Annotated in this window: 10 protein-coding genes; 5 read left to right on the top strand and 5 right to left on the bottom strand. The window is 68.6% G+C overall.

The genetic code is table 11. The annotated features are described in order from the left end of the window. The first annotated feature begins 184 nt into the window (after nt 1–184). Entirely contained in the window at nt 185–3,625 is a 3,441-nt protein-coding gene (locus ACZ45O_RS13100; RefSeq protein WP_464853577.1) for an S-layer homology domain-containing protein, read from the top strand. A gap of 115 nt (nt 3,626–3,740) precedes the next feature. Here the strand turns inward: ACZ45O_RS13100 and nifJ are convergent, their stop codons facing one another. From nifJ to ACZ45O_RS13085, 3 genes are all read right to left on the bottom strand, one after another. Continuing rightward, nucleotides 3,741–7,295, bottom strand: coding sequence for a pyruvate:ferredoxin (flavodoxin) oxidoreductase (nifJ, locus tag ACZ45O_RS13095; RefSeq protein WP_464853575.1), 3,555 nt, complete (start codon nt 7,293–7,295; stop codon nt 3,741–3,743). Nucleotides 7,296–7,478: 183 nt separating this feature from the next. Then, nucleotides 7,479–9,086: a gamma-glutamyltransferase family protein gene (locus tag ACZ45O_RS13090; RefSeq protein WP_464853574.1), complete on the bottom strand. Its 1,608-nt coding sequence runs from the start codon at nt 9,084–9,086 to the stop codon at nt 7,479–7,481. An 89-nt stretch (nt 9,087–9,175) separates the two neighbouring features. After that, on the bottom strand, nt 9,176–9,877 hold the full coding sequence (locus tag ACZ45O_RS13085; RefSeq protein WP_464853573.1) for a DUF2161 domain-containing phosphodiesterase: 702 nt from the start codon (nt 9,875–9,877) through the stop codon (nt 9,176–9,178). Nucleotides 9,878–10,068: 191 nt separating this feature from the next. On the opposite strand from ACZ45O_RS13085, the gene ACZ45O_RS13080 reads away from it, so the two are divergent. Next, on the top strand, nt 10,069–10,401 hold the full coding sequence (locus ACZ45O_RS13080; RefSeq protein ID WP_464853571.1) for a hypothetical protein: 333 nt from the start codon (nt 10,069–10,071) through the stop codon (nt 10,399–10,401). Nucleotides 10,402–10,492: 91 nt separating this feature from the next. Here ACZ45O_RS13080 and ACZ45O_RS13075 read toward each other — a convergent pair whose 3' ends face one another. Both ACZ45O_RS13075 and acnA read right to left on the bottom strand, forming a co-directional pair. After that, nucleotides 10,493–12,244 carry an S-layer homology domain-containing protein gene (locus ACZ45O_RS13075; protein WP_464853569.1) on the bottom strand — a complete coding sequence of 584 codons (1,752 nt, stop codon included), beginning with the start codon at nt 12,242–12,244 and terminating at the stop codon, nt 10,493–10,495. A gap of 436 nt (nt 12,245–12,680) precedes the next feature. Continuing rightward, complete coding sequence (gene acnA, locus ACZ45O_RS13070; RefSeq protein ID WP_464853568.1) at nt 12,681–15,353, bottom strand: aconitate hydratase AcnA; 2,673 nt, start codon at nt 15,351–15,353, stop codon at nt 12,681–12,683. A 326-nt stretch (nt 15,354–15,679) separates the two neighbouring features. On the opposite strand from acnA, the gene ACZ45O_RS13065 reads away from it, so the two are divergent. The 3 genes from ACZ45O_RS13065 to ACZ45O_RS13055 all read left to right on the top strand — a co-directional run bounded on the left by ACZ45O_RS13065 (nt 15,680) and on the right by ACZ45O_RS13055 (nt 19,441). After that, complete coding sequence (locus ACZ45O_RS13065; RefSeq protein ID WP_464853567.1) at nt 15,680–17,680, top strand: sensor histidine kinase; 2,001 nt, start codon at nt 15,680–15,682, stop codon at nt 17,678–17,680. 13 nt (nt 17,681–17,693) lie between these two features. Then, complete coding sequence (locus ACZ45O_RS13060; RefSeq protein WP_464853565.1) at nt 17,694–18,359, top strand: response regulator; 666 nt, start codon at nt 17,694–17,696, stop codon at nt 18,357–18,359. Nucleotides 18,360–18,541: 182 nt separating this feature from the next. Beyond that, the gene (locus tag ACZ45O_RS13055) at nt 18,542–19,441 is read left to right on the top strand and encodes a DegV family protein (RefSeq protein WP_464853563.1); all 900 of its coding nucleotides are present in this window, start codon (nt 18,542–18,544) and stop codon (nt 19,439–19,441) included. The last annotated feature ends 8 nt before the right edge of the window (nt 19,442–19,449 follow it).

Below are 19,449 nucleotides of genomic sequence, written 5' to 3'. Positions count from 1 at the left end.
TTGTGCAAGTTTCCGCACACGACCCCCTGAAACGCAGGCCCCGCCTCGAATCGTCTGTATTGATGGTGAACGGTGCAACGAGAGGAGGGGTTCTGTGCGGATGCGAAGGTTGCTGAGCCTCATTCTCGCATTCGCGCTCCTGCTGGGGGCGGCACCGTCTCCGGCAGCAGCAAGGAGTTTCGGTTTGGGTTTCCGCTTCCTGGACGTTCCCGATGACGACTGGGCCTGGCCCTACGTGGTGGAGATGCACGCCAAGGGCCTGATGAGGGGCGTCGGGGACGGCCTCTTTCAGCCCGGCGCGCCGCTGACACGGGCGCAGGCTGTGACGGTGGCCGTGCGGCTGATGGGGCTCGAGGATGAGATTCACAGGCTGAGCGAGAGCCGCATACGCGAGCTGCTTCCCTACACCGACCGCGACAACATTCCCGACTGGGCCCGGCCGTATATCGCCGTGGCGGTCGACTACGAGATCATGCCCGTGGCTGAGGACGGGCTTTTGCGGCCCAACGAGGACGCGACCCGGCTCTGGGTCTCCGTGCTCCTGGTCCGCGCCCTGGGGTACGAAGCCGAGGCACAGGCCAAGATGACGGAGAGCCTGCCGTTCCGGGACGGCGACCTGGTTCCGGCCTCGCTGGTGGGCTACGTGGCCACGGCCGTGGACCACGAGCTGGTGCTGGGCTTCCCCGACGGCACCTTCCGTCCCAACGAACCGCTGACCCGTGCCCAGGCCGCCGCGCTGCTCTCCCGCACCGACCGGCAGCTGGGCGAGCTGGGCCGGTTCCGCCCGGGCTTCCTGGCGGGCGACCTGGTGCGGGCCAGCGAGCGGGACCTGACGATTACCCTGACGGTGCAGGGCCGCAACCAGACGCTGCGGGTGGCCGAGGACGCGCCGGTCTTCCTGGATGAGCGGCCGGCCGATCTGGACGACCTGCCGCGCGGGGCCCGCGTGTCGGTGGTGCTCGACGACAGCGACCGGGTGCTGATGGTCATCGCCCACGCGCCGGTCAGCCTGCCCGGCGTCACCGATGTCACGGGGGAGATCAGCGCCATTTACCTGCCGTCTGAGATGGCCGGCGGGCTCGGCCTGCTGGTGCTGAAGCGCAGCGGCGGCCGGGAGCAGACCTACCCGCTGGCGCCGCAGGTCACGGCCTCCCACAACGGCCGCTCGCTGAAGCTGGATCAGCTGCGGGTCGGCGACAAGGTGAAGGTCGACGTGGTCGCCGGCGTGGTCATCGCCATCGACGTGACCGAGCGCGGGTCCGGCTCCGCCAATCAGAACCAGATCAAGGGCACCATCGTCGCCGTCAGGCCCTTCTCGGTCTCCTTCCTGGCGTCGATCGACATCAAGGTCGGAAACACCACCCGCACCGTGACGGTGGCGCCGGGGGCGGTCATCACCCGGGAGGGCCACCGGGTGGAGCTCACGGACCTGGAGAAGGGCGATGAGGTCACGGTCCGGCTGGCCGGGGGCGTCGCCATCCGCATCACGGTCGACAAGCCCGTCCGCACTGAGGAGACCGTCCGCGGCGAGATCCTGACGATTCACCCGGCGACGAAGAACAGCGAGGCGCGCCTGCGCATTCGCACCGACGACGGCCGCACCCGCACGGTGACCCTGGCCAAGAACGCGGTCATCCGGCACGGCAACAGCAGGCTGACGGTGGCCGACCTGCGGGCGGGCGATGAGGTGCAGGTCCGACTGGTCAACGGCGCCGCCGAGGAGGTGCGCGTCCTCTCGCGGGGCCCGCTGGTCGAAGAGGTGACGGGCAAGATCGAGCAGATCGTGCCGGCCACCCGGACCTCCGGGCCGAAGGTCACCCTGAACACCGGCAAGACGACCCGGACGGTGACCCTGGCCACCGACGTCGTGATCCGCCACGGCAGCCGGCGGCTGCAGGTGGAGGACCTGCGCATCGGCGATGAGGTCACCCTCAAGGTCGTGGACGGCATCGGCACCGAGATGACCATCAAGAGCCGCGGGCCGCTGGTCGAGGAGGTGCGGGGCACCCTGGAGAAGGTCGAGCCGGCCACGCGCACCCAGAAGGCGCGGCTGACGGTGAAGACGGCCGAGGGGACCAAGCGCATCAGCCTGGCGGACGACGTCTCCATCCGCCACGGGAACAACCGGCTCCGGTTGGAGGAGCTGCGCCCGGGAGATGAGCTGGTCATCCGGACGGTGGACGGCATTGGCACCGAGATCCGGGTCCAGGCGCGCGGCCCCGTCGTCGAGCAGGTGACGGGTACGATCGAGGCGATCCACGCCGTGTCGATCGACTTCACCTCGCGCATCGTCGTGAAGAGGGGCCGGGAGAGCCGCACCATCCCGCTGGCGCCTGACGTGAAGATCAGCCACGGGCGCCAGCAGCTGAAGCTGGAGGACCTGCGGGTCGGCGATGAGGTCACGGTTACGGTGGTCGACGACATCGGCACCGAGATCAGCATTCAGGCCCGCGGTCCGCTGGTCGAGGAGGTGCGGGGCACCCTGGAGCGGGTCGAGCCGGCCACGCGCACCCAGAAGGCGCGGCTGACGGTGAAGACGGCCGAGGGGACCAAGCGCATCAGCCTGGCGGACGATGTCTCCATCCGCCACGGCAACACCCGGCTCCGGCTGGAGGAGCTGCGCCCGGGAGATGAGCTGGTCATCCGGATGGTGGACGGCGTCGGCACCGAGATCCGGGTCCAGGCGCGCGGCCCCGTCGTCGAGCAGGTGACGGGTACGATCGAGGCGATCCACGCCGTGTCGATCGACTTCACCTCGCGCATCGTCGTGAAGAGCGGCCGGGAGAGCCGCACCATCCCGTTGGCCCCTGACGTGAAGATCAGCCACGGGCGCCAGCAGCTGGAGGACCTGCGGATCGGCGATCAGGTGACCGTCATGGTGGTGGACGGCGTCGGCACCGAGGTCTCCGTGACCGAGCGGGGTCCGGCGACCGAGGAGATCACCGGGCGCATCGTCGAGATCTACCCGTTCTCCATCACGTTCCAGTCCAGCATCGACGTGGAGACGGAGTCCGGCATCCGGAACATCCCGCTGGCCTCCGACGTGTCCATCCGGCGCGGCGAGCAGCGCATCCGGCTGGACGACCTGCAGAAGGGCGATCTGGTGACCGTCACCGTGGTGGAGGGGCAGGCCACGGCCATCCAGGCGCTGGAGACCGAGCCCGAGGAGGTGACCGGCCAGCTTCTGGCGGTCTACCAGGTCTCCATAGACTTCCAGCCCAGCCTGCTGGTGTACACCGGCGAAGGGGAGCGGCGGATCCGGCTGGATGACAACACCGCCTACAGCCGCGGCGGCCGGCGCGTCGACCTGGACGACCTGCAGGCGGGCGACAGGCTGCGCATCCAGGTGGTGGGCGGTGTCGCGGACCGGGTGCTGGTGGAGGAGCGGCCCCGCACCTCGCAGCTCACGGGTACCCTGGAGGCCGTCGACGGGCGGGTGATCACCGTGCGGATCAACAACCGGCAGGAGCGGACGCTGCTCCTGGCCGAAGAGGCCGCACTCACCCTGGGCGGCGAGAAGATCGGGCTGGGTGAGCCCCGCAGGGGCGACCGGGTCCAGCTGAAGGTCCGTGGCGATGTGGTCACCGAGCTTGCGGTCCAGCGGCGGGACCGGAACGGCGGTTAGCGCCGGCCGGCACGGAGCCGACCCGGAGAAGACACAGAAAAGGAGCAGGGCGTGCGGTCACGCCCTGCTCCTTTATTGAGCCTGAGTCTCAGCCTGTGTGTGCTCGCCGGTCGCGCTAGTCGGCCGAGGAGGACAGGTCCATCTTGGCCAGGTGCTCGTACCGGCGCCGCCTGGCGGCCACCTCTTCCTGGGCCTGCCGGAGGAGCTCCTGCGCGGCCTCCGGGTTGAACTTGCGGAGCTGCGCATAGCGGGTCTCGTTGTAAATGTAGTCCTCCAGCGGCACCTTCGGGGCCGGGCAGTCGAGCTGGAAGGGGTTCTTGCCCTCGTCGGCGAGGCGCGGGTCGTAGCGGTAGACGGGCCAGTGGCCGGACTCGACGGCCAGCTTCTGCTGGTTCAGTCCCTTGGCCATGTCGATGCCGTGTGCGATGCAGTGGCTGTAGGCGATGATGATCGACGGGCCGTCGAAGGACTCGGCCTCGCGGAAGGCCCGGAGCACCTGGGCGTCGTTGTAGCCCATCGCCACCTGCGCGACGTACACGTTGCCGTACTGCATGGCGATCATGCCCAGATCCTTCTTGCCCACCGGCTTGCCGCCTGCCGCGAACTTGGCCACCGCACCCAGCGGTGTGGACTTGGAGGCCTGCCCGCCGGTGTTGGAGTACACCTCGGTGTCGAGCACGAGGATGTTGACGTTCTTGCCCGAGGCGATGACGTGGTCGAGCCCGCCGAAGCCGATGTCGTAGGCCCAGCCGTCACCGCCGACGATCCAGACCGACTTCTTCACCAGGTAGTCGGCCAGCGGCTCGAGCTGCCGCGCCCGCGGGTCGTCGATCGTCGCCAGCCGCTCCTTCAGCGCGGCCACCCGCTCGCGCTGGGCTTCGATGCCGGAGAGGTCGGACTGATCGGCGTCCAGCAGGGCGTCGGCGAGATCTGCCCCGATTTGCTCACGCAGCGCGTCGACCAGCTCCGCCGCCATGGTGGCCTGCTTGTCGACCGCCAGCCGCATGCCCAGACCGAACTCGGCGTTGTCCTCGAACAGCGAGTTGGACCAGGCGGGGCCGCGCCCCTCGCTGTCCTGGGCCCACGGAGTGGTGGGCAGGTTGCCGCCGTAGATGGAGGAGCAGCCGGTGGCGTTGGCGATGATCGCACGGTCGCCGAAAAGCTGCGAGATCAGCTTCAGGTACGGGGTCTCGCCGCAGCCCGCGCAGGCGCCGGAGAACTCGAACAGCGGCCGGGCGAGCTGCACGTTGCGCACGTTGGTGAACGGCAGCTGCGTCTCGGTGACGTCGGGCAGGGAGAGGAAGAAGTCCCAGTGGCCCTCGGTCTGCTCGCGGGCGGTCAGAATGTCGGTCATGTTGATGGCCTTGTGGCTCGGATCCTGCTTGCTCTTGGCGGGGCAGGCTTCCACGCAGAGGGCGCAGCCGGTGCAGTCCTCGGTGGAGACCTGGATGGTGTACCGCTTGCCCGGCAGCTCGCGGAAGCGGGCGGGCATGTGCTTGAAGCCCTCGGGAGCATCGGCCAGATCCGCCTCGTTGGCCACCTTGGCACGGATCACGGCGTGCGGGCAGACGAGCACGCACTTGCCGCACTGGATGCAGAGATCCGGATCCCAGACGGGCACTTCGAGACCGATGGACCGCTTCTCCCACTGGGTGGTGCCGGTCGGGAAGGTGCCGTCGTCAGGCAGCGCGGAGGTGGGCAGGTTGTCGCCGCGGTTGGCGATCATCTCGGCCGTCACCTTCTGCACGAACTCCGGGGCCGCAGGCGGCACCGGCGGACGCAGGTCGATGGTGCTGTTCACCTCGCCGATCTTCACCGGGTGCAGGTGCGCCACGGCGGCGTCGACGGCAGCGAAGTTCTTCTGCACCACGGCCTCGCCCTTCGCGCTGTAGGTCTTCTCGATCGCGCCCTTGATCTTGGCGATGGCCTCTTCCTTGGGCAGCACGCCGGAGATGGCGAAGAAGCAGGTCTGCATGATGGTGTTGATGCGCCGGCCCATGCCCGTCGCGCGGGCCACCTCGTCCGCGTTGATGGCGTAGAGCTTCAGGCCTTTGTCCACCACCTGCTGCTGGAACGACCGCGGCAGGTGGTTCCAGACCTCGTCCGCCGGGTAGGGCGAGTTCAGGAGGACCGTGGCCCCCGGCATGGCGGCATCCAGCACCGGGTACTTCTCGACGAACACAAACTGGTGGATCGCGACGAAGTTCGCCCGCTGAATCTGGTACGTGGACTGAATGGGCCGCGGGCCGAAGCGCAGGTGGGAGATGGTGATGCCGCCGGACTTCTTCGAGTCGTAGACGAAGTAACCCTGGGCGTAGTAGTCGGTCTCCTCACCGATGATCTTGATGGTGTTCTTGTTGGCGCCCACCGTGCCGTCGGAGCCCAGGCCCCAGAACATGGCCCGGAAGACGTCGTCGGCCTCGGTGGAGAAGCTGGGATCGTATTCGATGTGGGTGTTGGTCTGGTCATCGACGATGCCGACGGTGAACCCGTTCTTGGGCCGCTCTTTCTTGAGCTCATCGAAGACGCCCTTGATCATCGCCGGCGTGAACTCCTTGGAGCCCAGGCCGTAACGACCGCCGACCACGATGGGCAGGCTGGCGCGCTCGCCGGTCATCACCGCGGTGGAGAGCGCCGTCAGCACATCCTGGTAGAGCGGCTCGCCCGCGGAACCGGGTTCCTTGGTCCGGTCGAGGACGGCGATGGCCTTCACGCTCTCGGGAATGGCCTTCAGGAGGGCGTCGGCGGCGAAGGGCCGGAAGAGCCGGACCTTGATGAGACCGACCTTCTCGCCGCGGGCGTTCAGGTAGTTCACGGTCTCCTCGACCGCCTCGGCGCCGGAGCCCATCAGCACGATGATCCGGTCCGCGTCCGGCGCGCCGACGTAGTCAAACAGGTGGTACCGGCGGCCGGTCAGTTCGTACAGCTGGTCCATGCACTCCTGGACGATGCCGGGCGTGGCCAGGTAGTACGGGTTGGACACCTCGCGGGCCTGGAAGTAGACGTCGGGGTTCTGGGCCGTGCCGCGCATGACTGGGCGGTCGGGCGTCAGGGCGCGGGCCCGGTGGGCCTTCACCAGCTCGTCGTCGATCATGGCCCGGATAGTGGACTCCGGCAGCAGTTCGATCTTCGAGACCTCGTGCGAGGTGCGGAAGCCGTCGAACGCATGCACGAAGGGAACGCGGGCCTTCAGCGTGGCAGCCTGGGCGATCAGGGCGAAGTCCATGACCTCCTGGACGTTGTTGCTGAAGAGCATCGCCCAGCCGGTCTGGCGGGCCGCCATGACGTCGGAGTGGTCGCCGAAGATGGACAGGCCCTGCGTGGCGATGGCCCGGGCCGCGATGTGGAACACGGTCGGGGTCAGCTCGCCGGCAATCTTGTACATGTTGGGGATCATGAGCAGCAGGCCCTGGGAAGCGGTGAAGGTGGTCGCCAGAGCGCCGGCCTGCAGCGCGCCGTGAATCGCGCCGGCGGCGCCGCCTTCAGACTGCATCTCCTGCACCTGCGGCACCGTGCCCCACAGGTTCTTCACGCCCGCCGCTGCCCAAGCGTCGGCGAACTCGCCCATCGGGGAAGACGGCGTGATCGGATAGATCGCGATGACTTCGTTCGTTCGGTAAGCGACGTATGCTGCAGCCTCGTTGCCGTCAATCGTCACTTTCCTGGGCATCGTCTCACACTCCTATCTACAGGCTGCATCGCTTGCAGCCGTCATGCTGCCTAACCTACATTATTGTATCGTGAGCGGACTTTGGTCTAACAGGGCAACAAAGTCCCCATTTCGAGCATGATCCATGGACCAAAGTGCGGAGGCAGTGCTTGCTCCGCCCTAGGGCAATAGACGGATGCGCGCCTACCAGGCCGCCACGTGGCCATCCGTGCGCGGCTCGGTCGCGCCGACGAGCACGCCGTCCGGCATCCGCCAGATGATCTGTCCGCGGCCGAACCCCTCGGAGCCCAGGGCCCAGCGCACCGCGTGGCCCCGGCGGGCGAGCGCGTCCACAATGTGCGGGGGAACCGAATGCTCCATCTCCACCGACCGCCCTTCTACCCAGCGCCAGCGGGGCGCATCCAGCGCGGCCTGGGGGTTCATACCGAAGTCGATGGTGTTGGTGATCACCTGCACGTGCCCCTGGGGCTGCATGAACCCGCCCATTACGCCGAAGGGGCCGACGGCCTCGCCGTCGCGGGTCAGGAAGCCAGGGATGATGGTGTTATACGGCCGCTTGCCGGGCTCCAGGCAGTTGGGGTGGGCGGGGTCGAGGCTGAAGGTATGGCCCCGGTTGTTCAGAGCGATGCCGGTGTCGGGGATGACGACGCCGCAGCCGAAGCCCATGTAGTTGGACTGGATGTACGAGACCATGTTGCCTTCCGCGTCCGCGGCCGCCAGGTAGACGGTGCCGCCGCGCGGCGGCCGGCCGGGCGCGGGCTCCAGCGCGGTGCGGCCGATCAGCCGGCGCCGCTCCTCGGCGTAGGCGTCGGAGAGCAGGTCACGGGCGGTGACGTCCATCGCACGGGGATCGGCGATGAACCGCAGGCCGTCGGCAAAGGCGAGCTTCATGGCCTCGATCTGCAGGTGGTAAGTCTCCACGTCCTCCCGCGCGCCGAAGGTAAACCCCTTCAGGATGTTCAGCGCGAGCAGGGCCACGAGCCCCTGCCCGTTGGGCGGAAGCTCCCACACGTCGTAGCCGCGGTAGTGCACCCGGAGCGGCTCCACCCACTCCGGGCTGAAGGAGGCGAGGTCCGCCTGCGTGATGTAGCCGCCGTGCCGGGCGGCGAAAGCGGCGATGCGCTCGGCCAGCTCGCCCCGGTAGAAGGCCTCGCCGGCCGTCTCGCCGATGAGCCGCAGGGTGCGCGCGTGGCCCGGCGAGCGCCAGACCTCACCGACGGCGGGCGCGCGCCCCCCAGGGGCGAAGGTGTCGAACCAGCCGCGGAACTCCTCCCCGGTCAGGTTCCGGCGGTAGCTCTCAAATGCCGCCTGCCAGTTGCGGCCGAGGGTGGGCGAGATGGGGTACCCGCGCTCCGCGTATTCAGCTGCCGGGGCGAGGACCTGCTGCAGGGGCAGGCGGCCGAAGCGGCGGTTCAGCTCCACCCATGCAGCCGGGGCCCCGGGCACCATCGCAGGCGTGAGCCCGTGGCGGGGCATCTCCCGGAGCCCGGCCCGCTTCAAGGCATCGAGGCTGAGGCTCCGCGGGGCGGGGCCGCTGCTGTTGAGGCCGTGGAGCTTCCCGCCGGTCCAGATGAGGGCGAAGGCGTCGGAACCGAGCCCATTGGAGGTGGGCTCCACCACCGTGAGCGCCGCGGCGGTGGCAATGGCGGCGTCGATGGCGTTTCCGCCCTGCTGGAGGATCGACAGCCCCGCCTGCGCGGCCAGGGGCTGCGAGGTCGCGACCATGCCGCGGGTGGCAAACACACAGTTTCGCCTGGAAGGATACGGGTAATCGAGCGGATCGAAGCGCATAGCCCCATCCCCTTCACGCGTGTGGTTATCAGGTATGAGCGTATCAACCGGCGCTCGCGCCTGTCAAAGGCAAGGCTGACCAGCGGATCTCACCCGGGGGAATCCCCGGTCAGTTTCGACACGACGTGCGCATAGGTGCGCAGCGCCTCCTCGCCTGCCGGCGAAAGCCGGTACACCCCGCGGGCGATCCGCTCAAACCAGCCGTAGTAGTTGCGCTGGAGCAGCGGCCCGGCTGAATGCACGCCGGTCGCCGCGCGGATCGCCTTCACCGCGGACGGGCCGTGCTCGGCCAGATGCGCGGCGACGCGCAGGGCGTCCTGGCGGTAGGCGGTGATGACGGGAGCGCGGGTGGTTCCGCCGACGTTGAAGTCCCCGGAGCGCCGCTGAAACTCGCGAAGGAGCGCCGCCCGCTCCCGGGCTTTCGGGCGGGGGCGCCAGGGTTCCGGATCGAACTGTACGGCCGCCACGGGCTCGGCGCCGGCGAAATGCACGGTGATCAGACCGAGGCCCAGCCGCCTGCAGAGGTGCTGCACCTGGGTCCAGCGGCGGTTGCCCCGGGCGCGCCGCGGGGCCTCCACCGCCAGGTACACGGCGTCGGTGAGCCGCAGGCGGTCGACCGCCTGGAGCAAGAGGGCCAGATTGACCGCGCGCTTCAGCTCGACGATGACGAGGTCCTCACCGCGCACGGCGACCACATCGCAGCCATTGACCTCACCCCGCACCGTGAAGCCCAGGTCTTCCAACAGGGCCTTCACGGGCGGGTACAGGTCGCGCTCGGTGCGGCTGGTCATCCTGGCGAGGCCTCCTCATGAGCCGTGATCCTCCTGCGGTAATTCCTGAAGCAGCACGGCAAATCCTGCCCGCCCGCGCAAGCGCGCTCCCGCGGGGCGGAACCACGCCGGGCGGGACCGCCCCGGATAACGAGGCATAGCATAAAGGGAGTTGCAATACCCAGCCGTCTCACCGTGCAGGAGGTATGCGCGTGTTTTTCGGAGGCTTTCCCATTCCCGGGCTCACCTGCCCCTCGCCGCCGTTGCTGACGAAGGCGTGGAGCCCGGTTGGCAAGGGCATTCCCCTTCCCGGGCCGACCACCTTCGGCAAGCCGCTGGGAACGCCGGTCGCGAAGCCGTTCACCGCGGGGGTCCCGGTGCCGCTTCCCACGCCGGTCGCGCCCACCGTCTTCCCCGCTACGTATCCCTTCGGCGTGCCGGCCTTCGGCAAGGTCTTCCCGTTCCCGGCCGCCCCGGTGGTGAGCCCGTTCGGCAAGCCCTTCGCCACGGGCGTTCCCGCGGTCTTCGGCGTTCCGTTCTGTTAGGGTTCGCGTGCGCGCTGCGGGGGCAGGTCGGCCAGACCGACCTGCCCCCGCGGGCATTTCCGGCGCGCTGTGCCGGGGGTGCGCCGCCGGTTCACTCTTGTCCCAGCAAACCGAACAGGTTGGCGAGCAGCTTGGCCGCCTCGGCCCGCGTCATGGGCGTGTCACCCGCGAAGGTCGAAGCGGCGAAGACGGGGTAGTGGGCCTGCTCGCCCATCAGCCGGAAGTCCAGCCCTGCGCGTACGTAGGGCTCATACCAGAGATCGGTCGTGACATCTGCGGGCATGCTGCCTTCCGGGGGCCGGGGGACGTCGATCAGGTTGGCGGTGACGATCTTCACGCCCTGGGCCCGGGTGACCAGCTCATCGGGCCGGAAGGTGCCGTCGGGGAAGCCGTCGAGGGCCCCGTCAGCCACCGCCGCCGCCAGGAAGCCCATGGTCGCCGCCCAGTGCCCGTCCGTGTCGCCGAAGGGCAGCGCCGCTCCGGGCTGGGGCGCCAGCCCCTTGGTCAGGATGAACATCTTGGCGAACTCGGCCCGGGTGACCGGCCGGTCGGGGCGGAACGTGCCGTCTTCGTAGCCGTCGATGATCCCCGCGCCCACCAGGACGGAGACCGCCGCGCAGGCCGGGTGCGCCATGGGCAGATCGCTGAACCGCTGGATGGTGCAGATGGTGGGCAGCCCCGGCGGGAAATCGGCCGGCGGCTCTGCAGGAGGATCTGCGGGCGGATCGGCCGGCGGGTCTGCGGGAGGATCAGCAGGCGGGTCCGCCGGCGGATCGGAGGGAGGATCGGTGGGCGGGTCTGCAGGGGGATCTGCGGGCGGATCAGGCGGGGGAGCCGGCGGATCGGCGGGCGGGGGCTCGGCGCGGTCGGGGTCGGTCGTGATCACGACGGTGCGGCAGAACGTGTTGTTATTCTCGTCGGACTCGGGCACGCGCTTGGCCGGGTCAACGATGACGCCCAGGCAGTACGTGCCCGGCGGGGTGTCCCACGGGATCGTCCCCTGCGCCGGGAGGGAGATCGATTCCCCAGGACCCAGGTCCGGCGTGGTGGTAATCCGGCCGCCAGGGAGCACGGCGCCGTCCCTGTAGTCAGGCGATTCATCACCGTACTCCACGGTGAGGTCGTTGGCGGTGGAGAGCACGAATGCAATTTCCCAGCCATCCTGAGCGTCCGTGTTTCCGGGCGCGTTCAGGACCCCCTCATTGGTGACCGTGACCTGGGCCACGCTGCTCAGCGGGGTGCCCCGGGGAATCTCGCCGGGCGCCGTCAGGGTCACGGTGAGATCAGCCTGCAGGATGATGATGGGCGGATCGATGGGCAGCCACAGCCACCGCTTGACCTCGACTTCCACGCAGTCTGTGTTGTTGGTCTCGTCAACTTCCGCCACCGCGTCGGTGGGGTCGATGACCGCCGTCAGGCAGTACGTTCCGGCCGGCACAGTGAACGGGATCGTGCCCTCGGGCGTCAGCTGCGCGGTCTGCTGGGCGTCTATGCTGGGTGTGGCGGTGATGCGGGTGAGGTGGATCCGCGTATCTCCCTGTACCAGCTCGAGGTCGATCAGGTAGCCCTCGTTGTCGCCGTCGTCGTTGCCCCGAACGCTGCCCAGTCCGTTATTGGCGACGGTGAGGGTGACAAGCCCCGTGAAGGATTGGCCCTGCGTGAGTTCGTCGGGCCCTGAGACCGTGACGGACAGGTCGGGAAGGAACGCAGGCAGGATGGGCGGGTCGATCGGAAAGGGGGGCAGTTGCGGGAGGCCCCCGGGGGGCGAGGCGGCCCACACCTGAGCGGGCAGCAGCAGGATGAGGGTCAGGAACCACGCGAACCAGCGGAACCGACGCTTCATGGGTCAGACCAGCTCCTTTCGGAGTGAGCGGCAAACTCCAATCTGCACCCTATGCGCACCGGGAGATTGCGTGACCGGGTTTGACCGGGCCCCGTCGCCGCTGTCGCAGGGCCTGTTCGCTTCCGGCTCATTCGGTTCTGACCGCAGTGGCGGTTGGCCCCGGGCAGTTCACTCACCCCTGGATGTCATTCCATACTAGTCGAGAGAAGATTCTGTGTCTATCACCCCCGGGGTCACCCGCGGGGGTGATTTGCTGCCGGGGCGGCCGTGCGTGTCGTTGACCAAAGAGGGAGGGGGCCTCGCCCCCTCCCACTCACTCCCCCGGGCAGTCGATCGGCCCTGCCCCAGGTGCGGGCCGTGCATGCCGCCCCGCACCAATCTGGGTGGTAAGTCTTCACGTATTACTGAGACATGCTGTCAGTCTGCTACACACGCCCTACTTCTCGGCAGCCAGCCGCCGCAGGACCGTCTGGAGCACGCCGCCGTTCTTGTAGTACTCGATCTCGACGGCCGTGTCGAGGCGGGAGATGACGCTGAACCGAATCTCCCGGCCGTCGGCCTTGCGGGCGGTCACCTGGAAGGTCTGGCGCGGGGTGAGCTCGCCGCTGATGCCCGAGATGGCGATCTCCTCGGTGCCGTCGAGGCCCAGCGAGGCGGCGTTCTCGCCCTCCCGGAACTGGAGCGGCAGCACACCCATGCCGATGAGGTTGGAGCGGTGGATGCGCTCGAAGCTCTCGGCGATGACGGCCTTCACGCCCTGGAGCATGACGCCCTTCGCCGCCCAGTCGCGGGAGGAGCCCATGCCGTAATCCTTGCCGGCCAGCACGACCAGCGGGGTGCCCGCCTCCATGTACTTCACGGCGGCGTCCCAGATGGGCATGATCTCGCCGGTGGGCAGATACTTGGTGTAGCCGCCCTCCTTGCCGTCGGCCAGGGCGTTGCGCAGCCGGATGTTGGCGAAGGTGCCCCGCTGCATGACCTCGTGGTTGCCGCGGCGGGAGCCGTAGGAGTTGAAGTCCACCGGGTCGACGCCGCGTTCCATCAGGTACTTGGCCGCGGGGCTGTCGATGGCGATGGCGCCGGCCGGCGAGATGTGGTCGGTGGTGATGGAGTCGCCCAGCAGGGCCAGCACCCGGGCGCCCTCGATGTCCTTCACAGGCGGGGGAGTCAGCTCCATGCCGGCGAAGTAGGGCGGCTGCTGGATGTAGGTGGAGTCGGGATCCCAGGCGAAGAGCTCGCCGCTGGGGGCATCCAGCTGCTGCCAGTTCTCGTCGCCGTCGAAGACCTTGGCGTACTGCTGCTTGAACATCTCCGGCGTGATGGCCTTCGCAATGGCCGACTGAATCTCCTCGTTGGTGGGCCAGATGTCCCTCAGGTAGACCGGGTTGCCCTCCTGGTCATGCCCGATGGGATCGTTCTTCAGGTCGATGTCGACCGTGCCGGCCAGGGCGTAGGCCACCACCAGCATGGGCGATGCCAGGAAGTTGGCCTTGACCAGCGGGTTGACCCGGCCCTCGAAGTTGCGGTTGCCCGAGATGACGGCCGAGACCACCAGGTCATTGGCGGTGATGTCCTCCGCCACATCCTCGGGCAGGCTGCCGGAGTTGCCGATGCAGGTGGTGCAGCCGTAGCCCACCACGTGGAAGCCCAGGGCCTCCAGCGAATCCATGAGGCCCGCCGCCTTCAGGTAGTCGGTCACCACCCGGGAGCCCGGGGCCAGCGAGGTCTTCACCCAGGGCTTGCGCGCAAGCCCCCTGGCGACGGCCTTCTGGGCGACCAGGCCGGCGCCGATCATCACGGCGGGGTTGGAGGTGTTGGTGCAGGAGGTGATGGCGGCGATCGCGACCGAGCCGTGCTGGACGCCGGTCTTGGTGGCCACGGCGACCCCGCCGCCCTTGTTGATCTGCTCGGCGAAGCTCTCGCGGAAGGCGCGCTTCACGCCGCTGAGCAGCACCCGGTCCTGCGGGCGCCTGGGCCCGGCCAGCGAGGGCTCCACCGTGGAGAGGTCCAGCTCCAGCGTGTCGGTGAACTCGGGGTCCGGCGTGGCGTCGGTCCGGAAGAGCCCCTGCTCCTGCAGGTAGCGCCTGACCATCTCCACATGCGCCTCGTCGCGGCCGGTCTGGCGGAGATAGTCGAGCGTGATCTCGTCGACCGGGAAGAAGCCCATCGTGGCACCGTACTCCGGCGCCATGTTGGCGATGGTCGCCCGGTCCGCGAGGGACAGGTTGGAGAGGCCGGGGCCGTAGAACTCGACGAACTTCTCCACCACGCCCTTCTGGCGCAGCATCTGGGTGACGGTGAGCACCAGGTCGGTGGCCGTGGCGCCTTCGGGCAGGCGGCCGGTCAGCTTGAAGCCGATGACCTCGGGAACCAGCATGTAGGAGGGCTGGCCCAGCATGGCCGCCTCGGCCTCAATGCCGCCCACGCCCCAGCCAAGCACGCCCAGGCCGTTGATCATGGTGGTGTGGGAGTCGGTGCCGACCACCGTGTCGGGCAGGGCGACCAACTCGCCCCCCTCCTCGCGCAGGGCGACGCACGGGGAGAGGTACTCCAGGTTCACCTGGTGGACGATGCCCATGCCGGGCGGCACGGCGCGGAAGTTGCGGAAGGCCTTCTGCGCCCACTTCAGGAAGACGTAGCGCTCCCGGTTCCGCTTGAACTCCATTTCCACGTTGAACTTATAGGCCCACTCCGCGGCGAAGGCGTCGACCTGAACGGAGTGGTCGATTACCAGATCCACGGGGACCAGCGGGTTGATCTGATCGGCGCGGCCGCCCAGCTTCACCATGGCGTCGCGCATCGCGGCGAGGTCCGCCACCACCGGCACGCCGGTGAAGTCCTGCAGCACGACCCGGGAGGGGATGAACGGGATCTCCTTGCGGGGAAGCTTGCGGGGGTTCCAGGCGGCGAGCGTCCGCACGTCCTCCTCGGTGACCAGGAACCCGTCGAGGTTGCGCAGCAGATTCTCCAGCAGGATGCGCACGGAGAAGGGCAGCCGGTCCAGCTTCACCAGGCCGGCCTGCTCCAGCGCCGACAGGCGGTAGATGACCGCCGTTCCCGAACCGGTATCGAACGTGGACTTGGCCTTGAACGTATCCGTGCGAGACATGTAGGCACCTCTCTTCCTCTATCGCAATAATGGCGTGCAGCTCGTGGCCTCCGGCGGGCACCGCCGTTGGTACCGGAGAAGGGTGGGTATTCGGGTGCATACCAGAGGGAAACGAATAGCCTTCGGTCCTATTCTAGAACAATCTTTCGGAGCAGTAAATCGATAGCCCTATGCCGCGTAGTTATGAGGTTATAAAACGGGCCGGCTGACGGCGGGCCGGGTGGTGTAAGAACCCGGGAGAGGTATACAATATGGGTATGGAAGCTGTTCAGGGGCGAATCGTAGGCTGGCTGGACCGACTGTTTCGCACCGGGTATCCCCATCCCGTGAACCTGTTTGCCGCCCTGATGCTGGCCTTCCTGCCGGCCCTCTCGTGGCTCTCCGGGGAGGCGGCGGAGAGGGCGGTGTGGGCGCGCCTCACCGGCATAGCTCTCGGCCTGGTGTATCTGGCGGTTTGGTCGCGCATCCGCCCCACCGCCACCGCCTGGCGCAGGGGAACGAGGCACGAGCTCTATCTGCTGGCGCAGGCCATGCTGGTGGCGGCCATCTACGCGCTGGACGGCGGCCTCACGCGGTTTCTCTTCGCCGTGGTCGCCGTGCAGGCCGTCTACCTGATTCCGGTCAGGCGCTGGGCCCCTTTCGTGGGCACCCTGGCCGCGCTCTGGCTGGCGCTTTACCTCGCCATCACGCCTCCCGGCGAGCCCGGAGCCAGCATGGTCGTCAGCATCGGCATGTATCTCCTCTACCTGGTGTTCGCCGCCCTGGTGACGCTGACGATGCTGCAGCAGGAGCGGGAGGGACGGCTGGCCCGGCAGCTCCTGGACGGCGTGAACCAGCGCCATCAGGTGCTGCGGGAGTACGACCAGACGGTGGAGCACCGGGCGGAGAGCGAGGAGCGGGAACGGCTGGCCCAGACGATTCATGCCCACCTGGTCACGCGCCTCTCCAGGCTGGAGGCCGACCTTCAGGCCATGGCGGAGGCCGGACCGCCCGCCCGTGACGCGGTGAGGGCGGCTCGGCTGGAGGCGAAAGCCGTGCTGGGAGAGGTGCGGTCGGCCGTTCGCACCCTGCGTCCCGGGCAGGCCGGAGCCGACCTGGACGACGCCGACGCCCCGGGCCGCTTCACCGGCCCGCCTGAGCCGAAGATGTCTCTGCAGCTCACGGATCCGATCCGGGTATACCACATCTGGAACGCCGGCGTGATCACCGTGACCGCCGGGGTCATGCTCGCCGCGCAGCTGGTCGACGGGGACCCGCACTGGTGGCGGGTGCTGCTGCTGACCCTCATGCTGCTGGGCGCGTACGCCGGCGCCTCCGTGAAACCCGTGCCGTACGCGTGGCGCGCCCTGTTTGTGGTGGTGCAGGCCGTGCTGATTCTGCTACTGGTCTGGACAACCCAGGAGCCCTTGATGAACCAGCTGTTCCTGGTCGTGTCGGCGCAGATGGTCTTTCTGAGCCCGGGCGGGTCGCGGGGGGTCGTGGCGGCGGTGGCCTTCCCCACCCTGCTGACCGGCGCCTCCCTGCTGCTTTCCGGCAGCGGAGGGGCCGTATCGCCGCTTTCGCTGACGGTGGCCTTCGGCGTGACGTACTTCTTCGCCGCGGTCATGGCTGAGATGACCCGGCTTCAGCTGGAGGCCCGCACCCGGGCGATTCACTACACGCAGCAGCTGCGCGAGGTCAACCGCCAGCTGGAGGCCCGGCTGGTGGAGGCCCGCCGGGTGGCCATCGCCCGGGAGCGTGTGCGGATGGCCCGTGAGATCCATGACGGGCTCGGTCACCACCTGACGACCGTGATCGTGGACCTGCAGAACGCGGAGGCGCTGGCGGATGAGGAGCCGGCGACCGCGCTGGCGCACGTGCGCAGCGCCCTGGAGGTGATCAGGGCCGCCATGCGCTCCAGCCAGGAGATGGTGGAGACCCTGGACCGCTTCGACCGCCCGCTGCCCAGGGCCATTCAGGAGCTGGTGACCCGCTGGATGCAGGCCACCGGCACCCCGGTAATCTTCCGGGTGGACGGCGGCGGGAGCGACCTCTCCACGGCCGCGCGCATGACGGTCTTCCGCACCGTGCAGGAGAGCCTGACCAACATCCAGAAGCACGCGCGGGCCACGCGGGTGGAGATCACCCTGACCCAGCTGCCCGACCGGGTCACGCTGCGGGTGGTGAACGACGACCTCGGCCGGACCGAACACGAGGAGCCGGTCCGGTCAGGCTTCGGCCTGGTGGGCCTCAGGGAGCGCGCGCAGGCCCTGAGCGGCGAGTTCTGGGCCGGTCCGCGCAGCGAGGGCGGTTTTCAGGTATTATTGAGCTTGCCGATCGGTCTCTGACGGGGGGAGCCATATGGACCAGGGAAAGATCCGCATCATGATCGTGGACGACCAGTCCCTGCTCAGGCGGGGGCTTGCGGCGCTGCTCAACCGGAACCCCGACATGGAGGTGGTCGGCGAAGCCGGCGACGGCGAGGAGGCGCTGCGGGTGGCGGCTGAGGTCAATCCGGACGTGATTCTGATGGACGTGCGCATGCCCGTGATGGACGGGGTTGCGGCGACCCGGGAGCTCACGCGCAGGGGAAGCGCCGCCGGGGTGATCATCCTGACCACGTTCGACGATGACGAATACATTTTTGAAGGGATCGCCGCCGGCGCGCGGGGGTATCTCTTGAAGGACGCCGAGTACGAGGAGCTCTCGCAGGCGATTCGCATCGTGGCGCAGGGGGAGTCGCTGCTCCAGCCGCAGATCACCACGCGCGTGCTGAAGGAGTTCAGCCGGCTCTCCTCCATGAAGGCCAGCCGGCCGAAACCGCAGCCGCTGGCCGAGCCGCTGACGGAGCGGGAGACCGAGGTCCTGCGCCTGATGGCCTCGGGCGCTTCCAACCAGGACATCGCCGAGAAGCTCTTCATCGGGCAGGGCACCGTGAAGCACCACGTGCGCGCCATCTTCGCCAAGCTGGGGGCGCGCGATCGGGTGCAGGCCATTTTGCTGGCTCAGGAGCTCAATTTGGTCTAGTCGCCGCCTGGTCCCGACTATGCCTTAAGGCAGAGGCGCCGCGCTCCGCGGCGCCAAAATCTATGCCCTGGGATCGGACCTGCGGGCAGATGCGCCGCACTCCCCATAAGAGGTACGCTGGGTGCAGAGAGTGGGCGCACCGGCTCTTTCGCCGGCTGCCGCCCTGGTGAGGAGGAACCGCCATGACCCAGAATCGCTCCTGCACCCTCGTGGTGGATGGGGGAGTCGACCTGCCGGAAGACTTGATTGCGCAGCACGGCCTGCACGTTGTTCCGCTGACGGTCCACTTCGGGGACGAGAGTTACCAGAGCGGCGTCAGCATGACCCCCGCCGCCTTCTATCAGCGTCTGCGGGAGCGGGGCGAGTTCCCGACCACCTCACAGCCGGCTGTGGGCGACTATGTGGCCGCCTACCGGCGGGCGGCGGAGGCGGGGCTGCCCATCCTGTCGCTGCACCTTTCCAGCGGCCTCTCGGGCTCCTACAACGCCGCCAGCGCCGCCCGGGCGCTGGTGCCGGAGCTCGACATCACCCTGCTGGACACGGGAACCCTCTCGGGCGAGATGGCCCTGCAGGTGCTGGTCGCGGCCGGGATGGCCGGGCAGGGCCTGCCCGTCGCGGCGATCTGCGAGACCCTGCGCGCCGTGAACGAGCGCTCGCACCTCTACTTCACGATCGACAAGCTGGACTACCTGCGCAAGGGCGGGCGGCTCGGCCGGGTGGCCGGGGCCGTGGGCAGCCTGCTGGGCATTCGCCCCATCGTCACCGTGGACAAGTCCACGGGCACCTACATCGCCGCCGGCAAGGCCCGGTCGTTCCGGCGGGCGGTCGAGATGATCGCCCACCGCATCATCGACGACGTGGGCGAGGGGGGCGAGGTGAGCGTGATGGTGCTCGAAGGCCATTGCCCCGACCAGATCGCCCATCTGGTCTCGCTGCTCAGAAGCCGGCTCGAGGTGATCTGGTTCCAGCACCTGCACGTCAACCCCAGCCTCGGCGCCCACGTGGGCCCCGACGCCGTCGGCGTGGCCTACTTCCCCGGGGTGCTCCCCTTCGTGGGGCGGGACGTCGTTGCAGCCGACTGAAAGACGGC

Source organism: Symbiobacterium turbinis (genome assembly GCF_055383075.1).
Note: the sequence above shows the minus strand (reverse complement) of the source record. Positions and strands in the feature narration are given on the sequence as shown.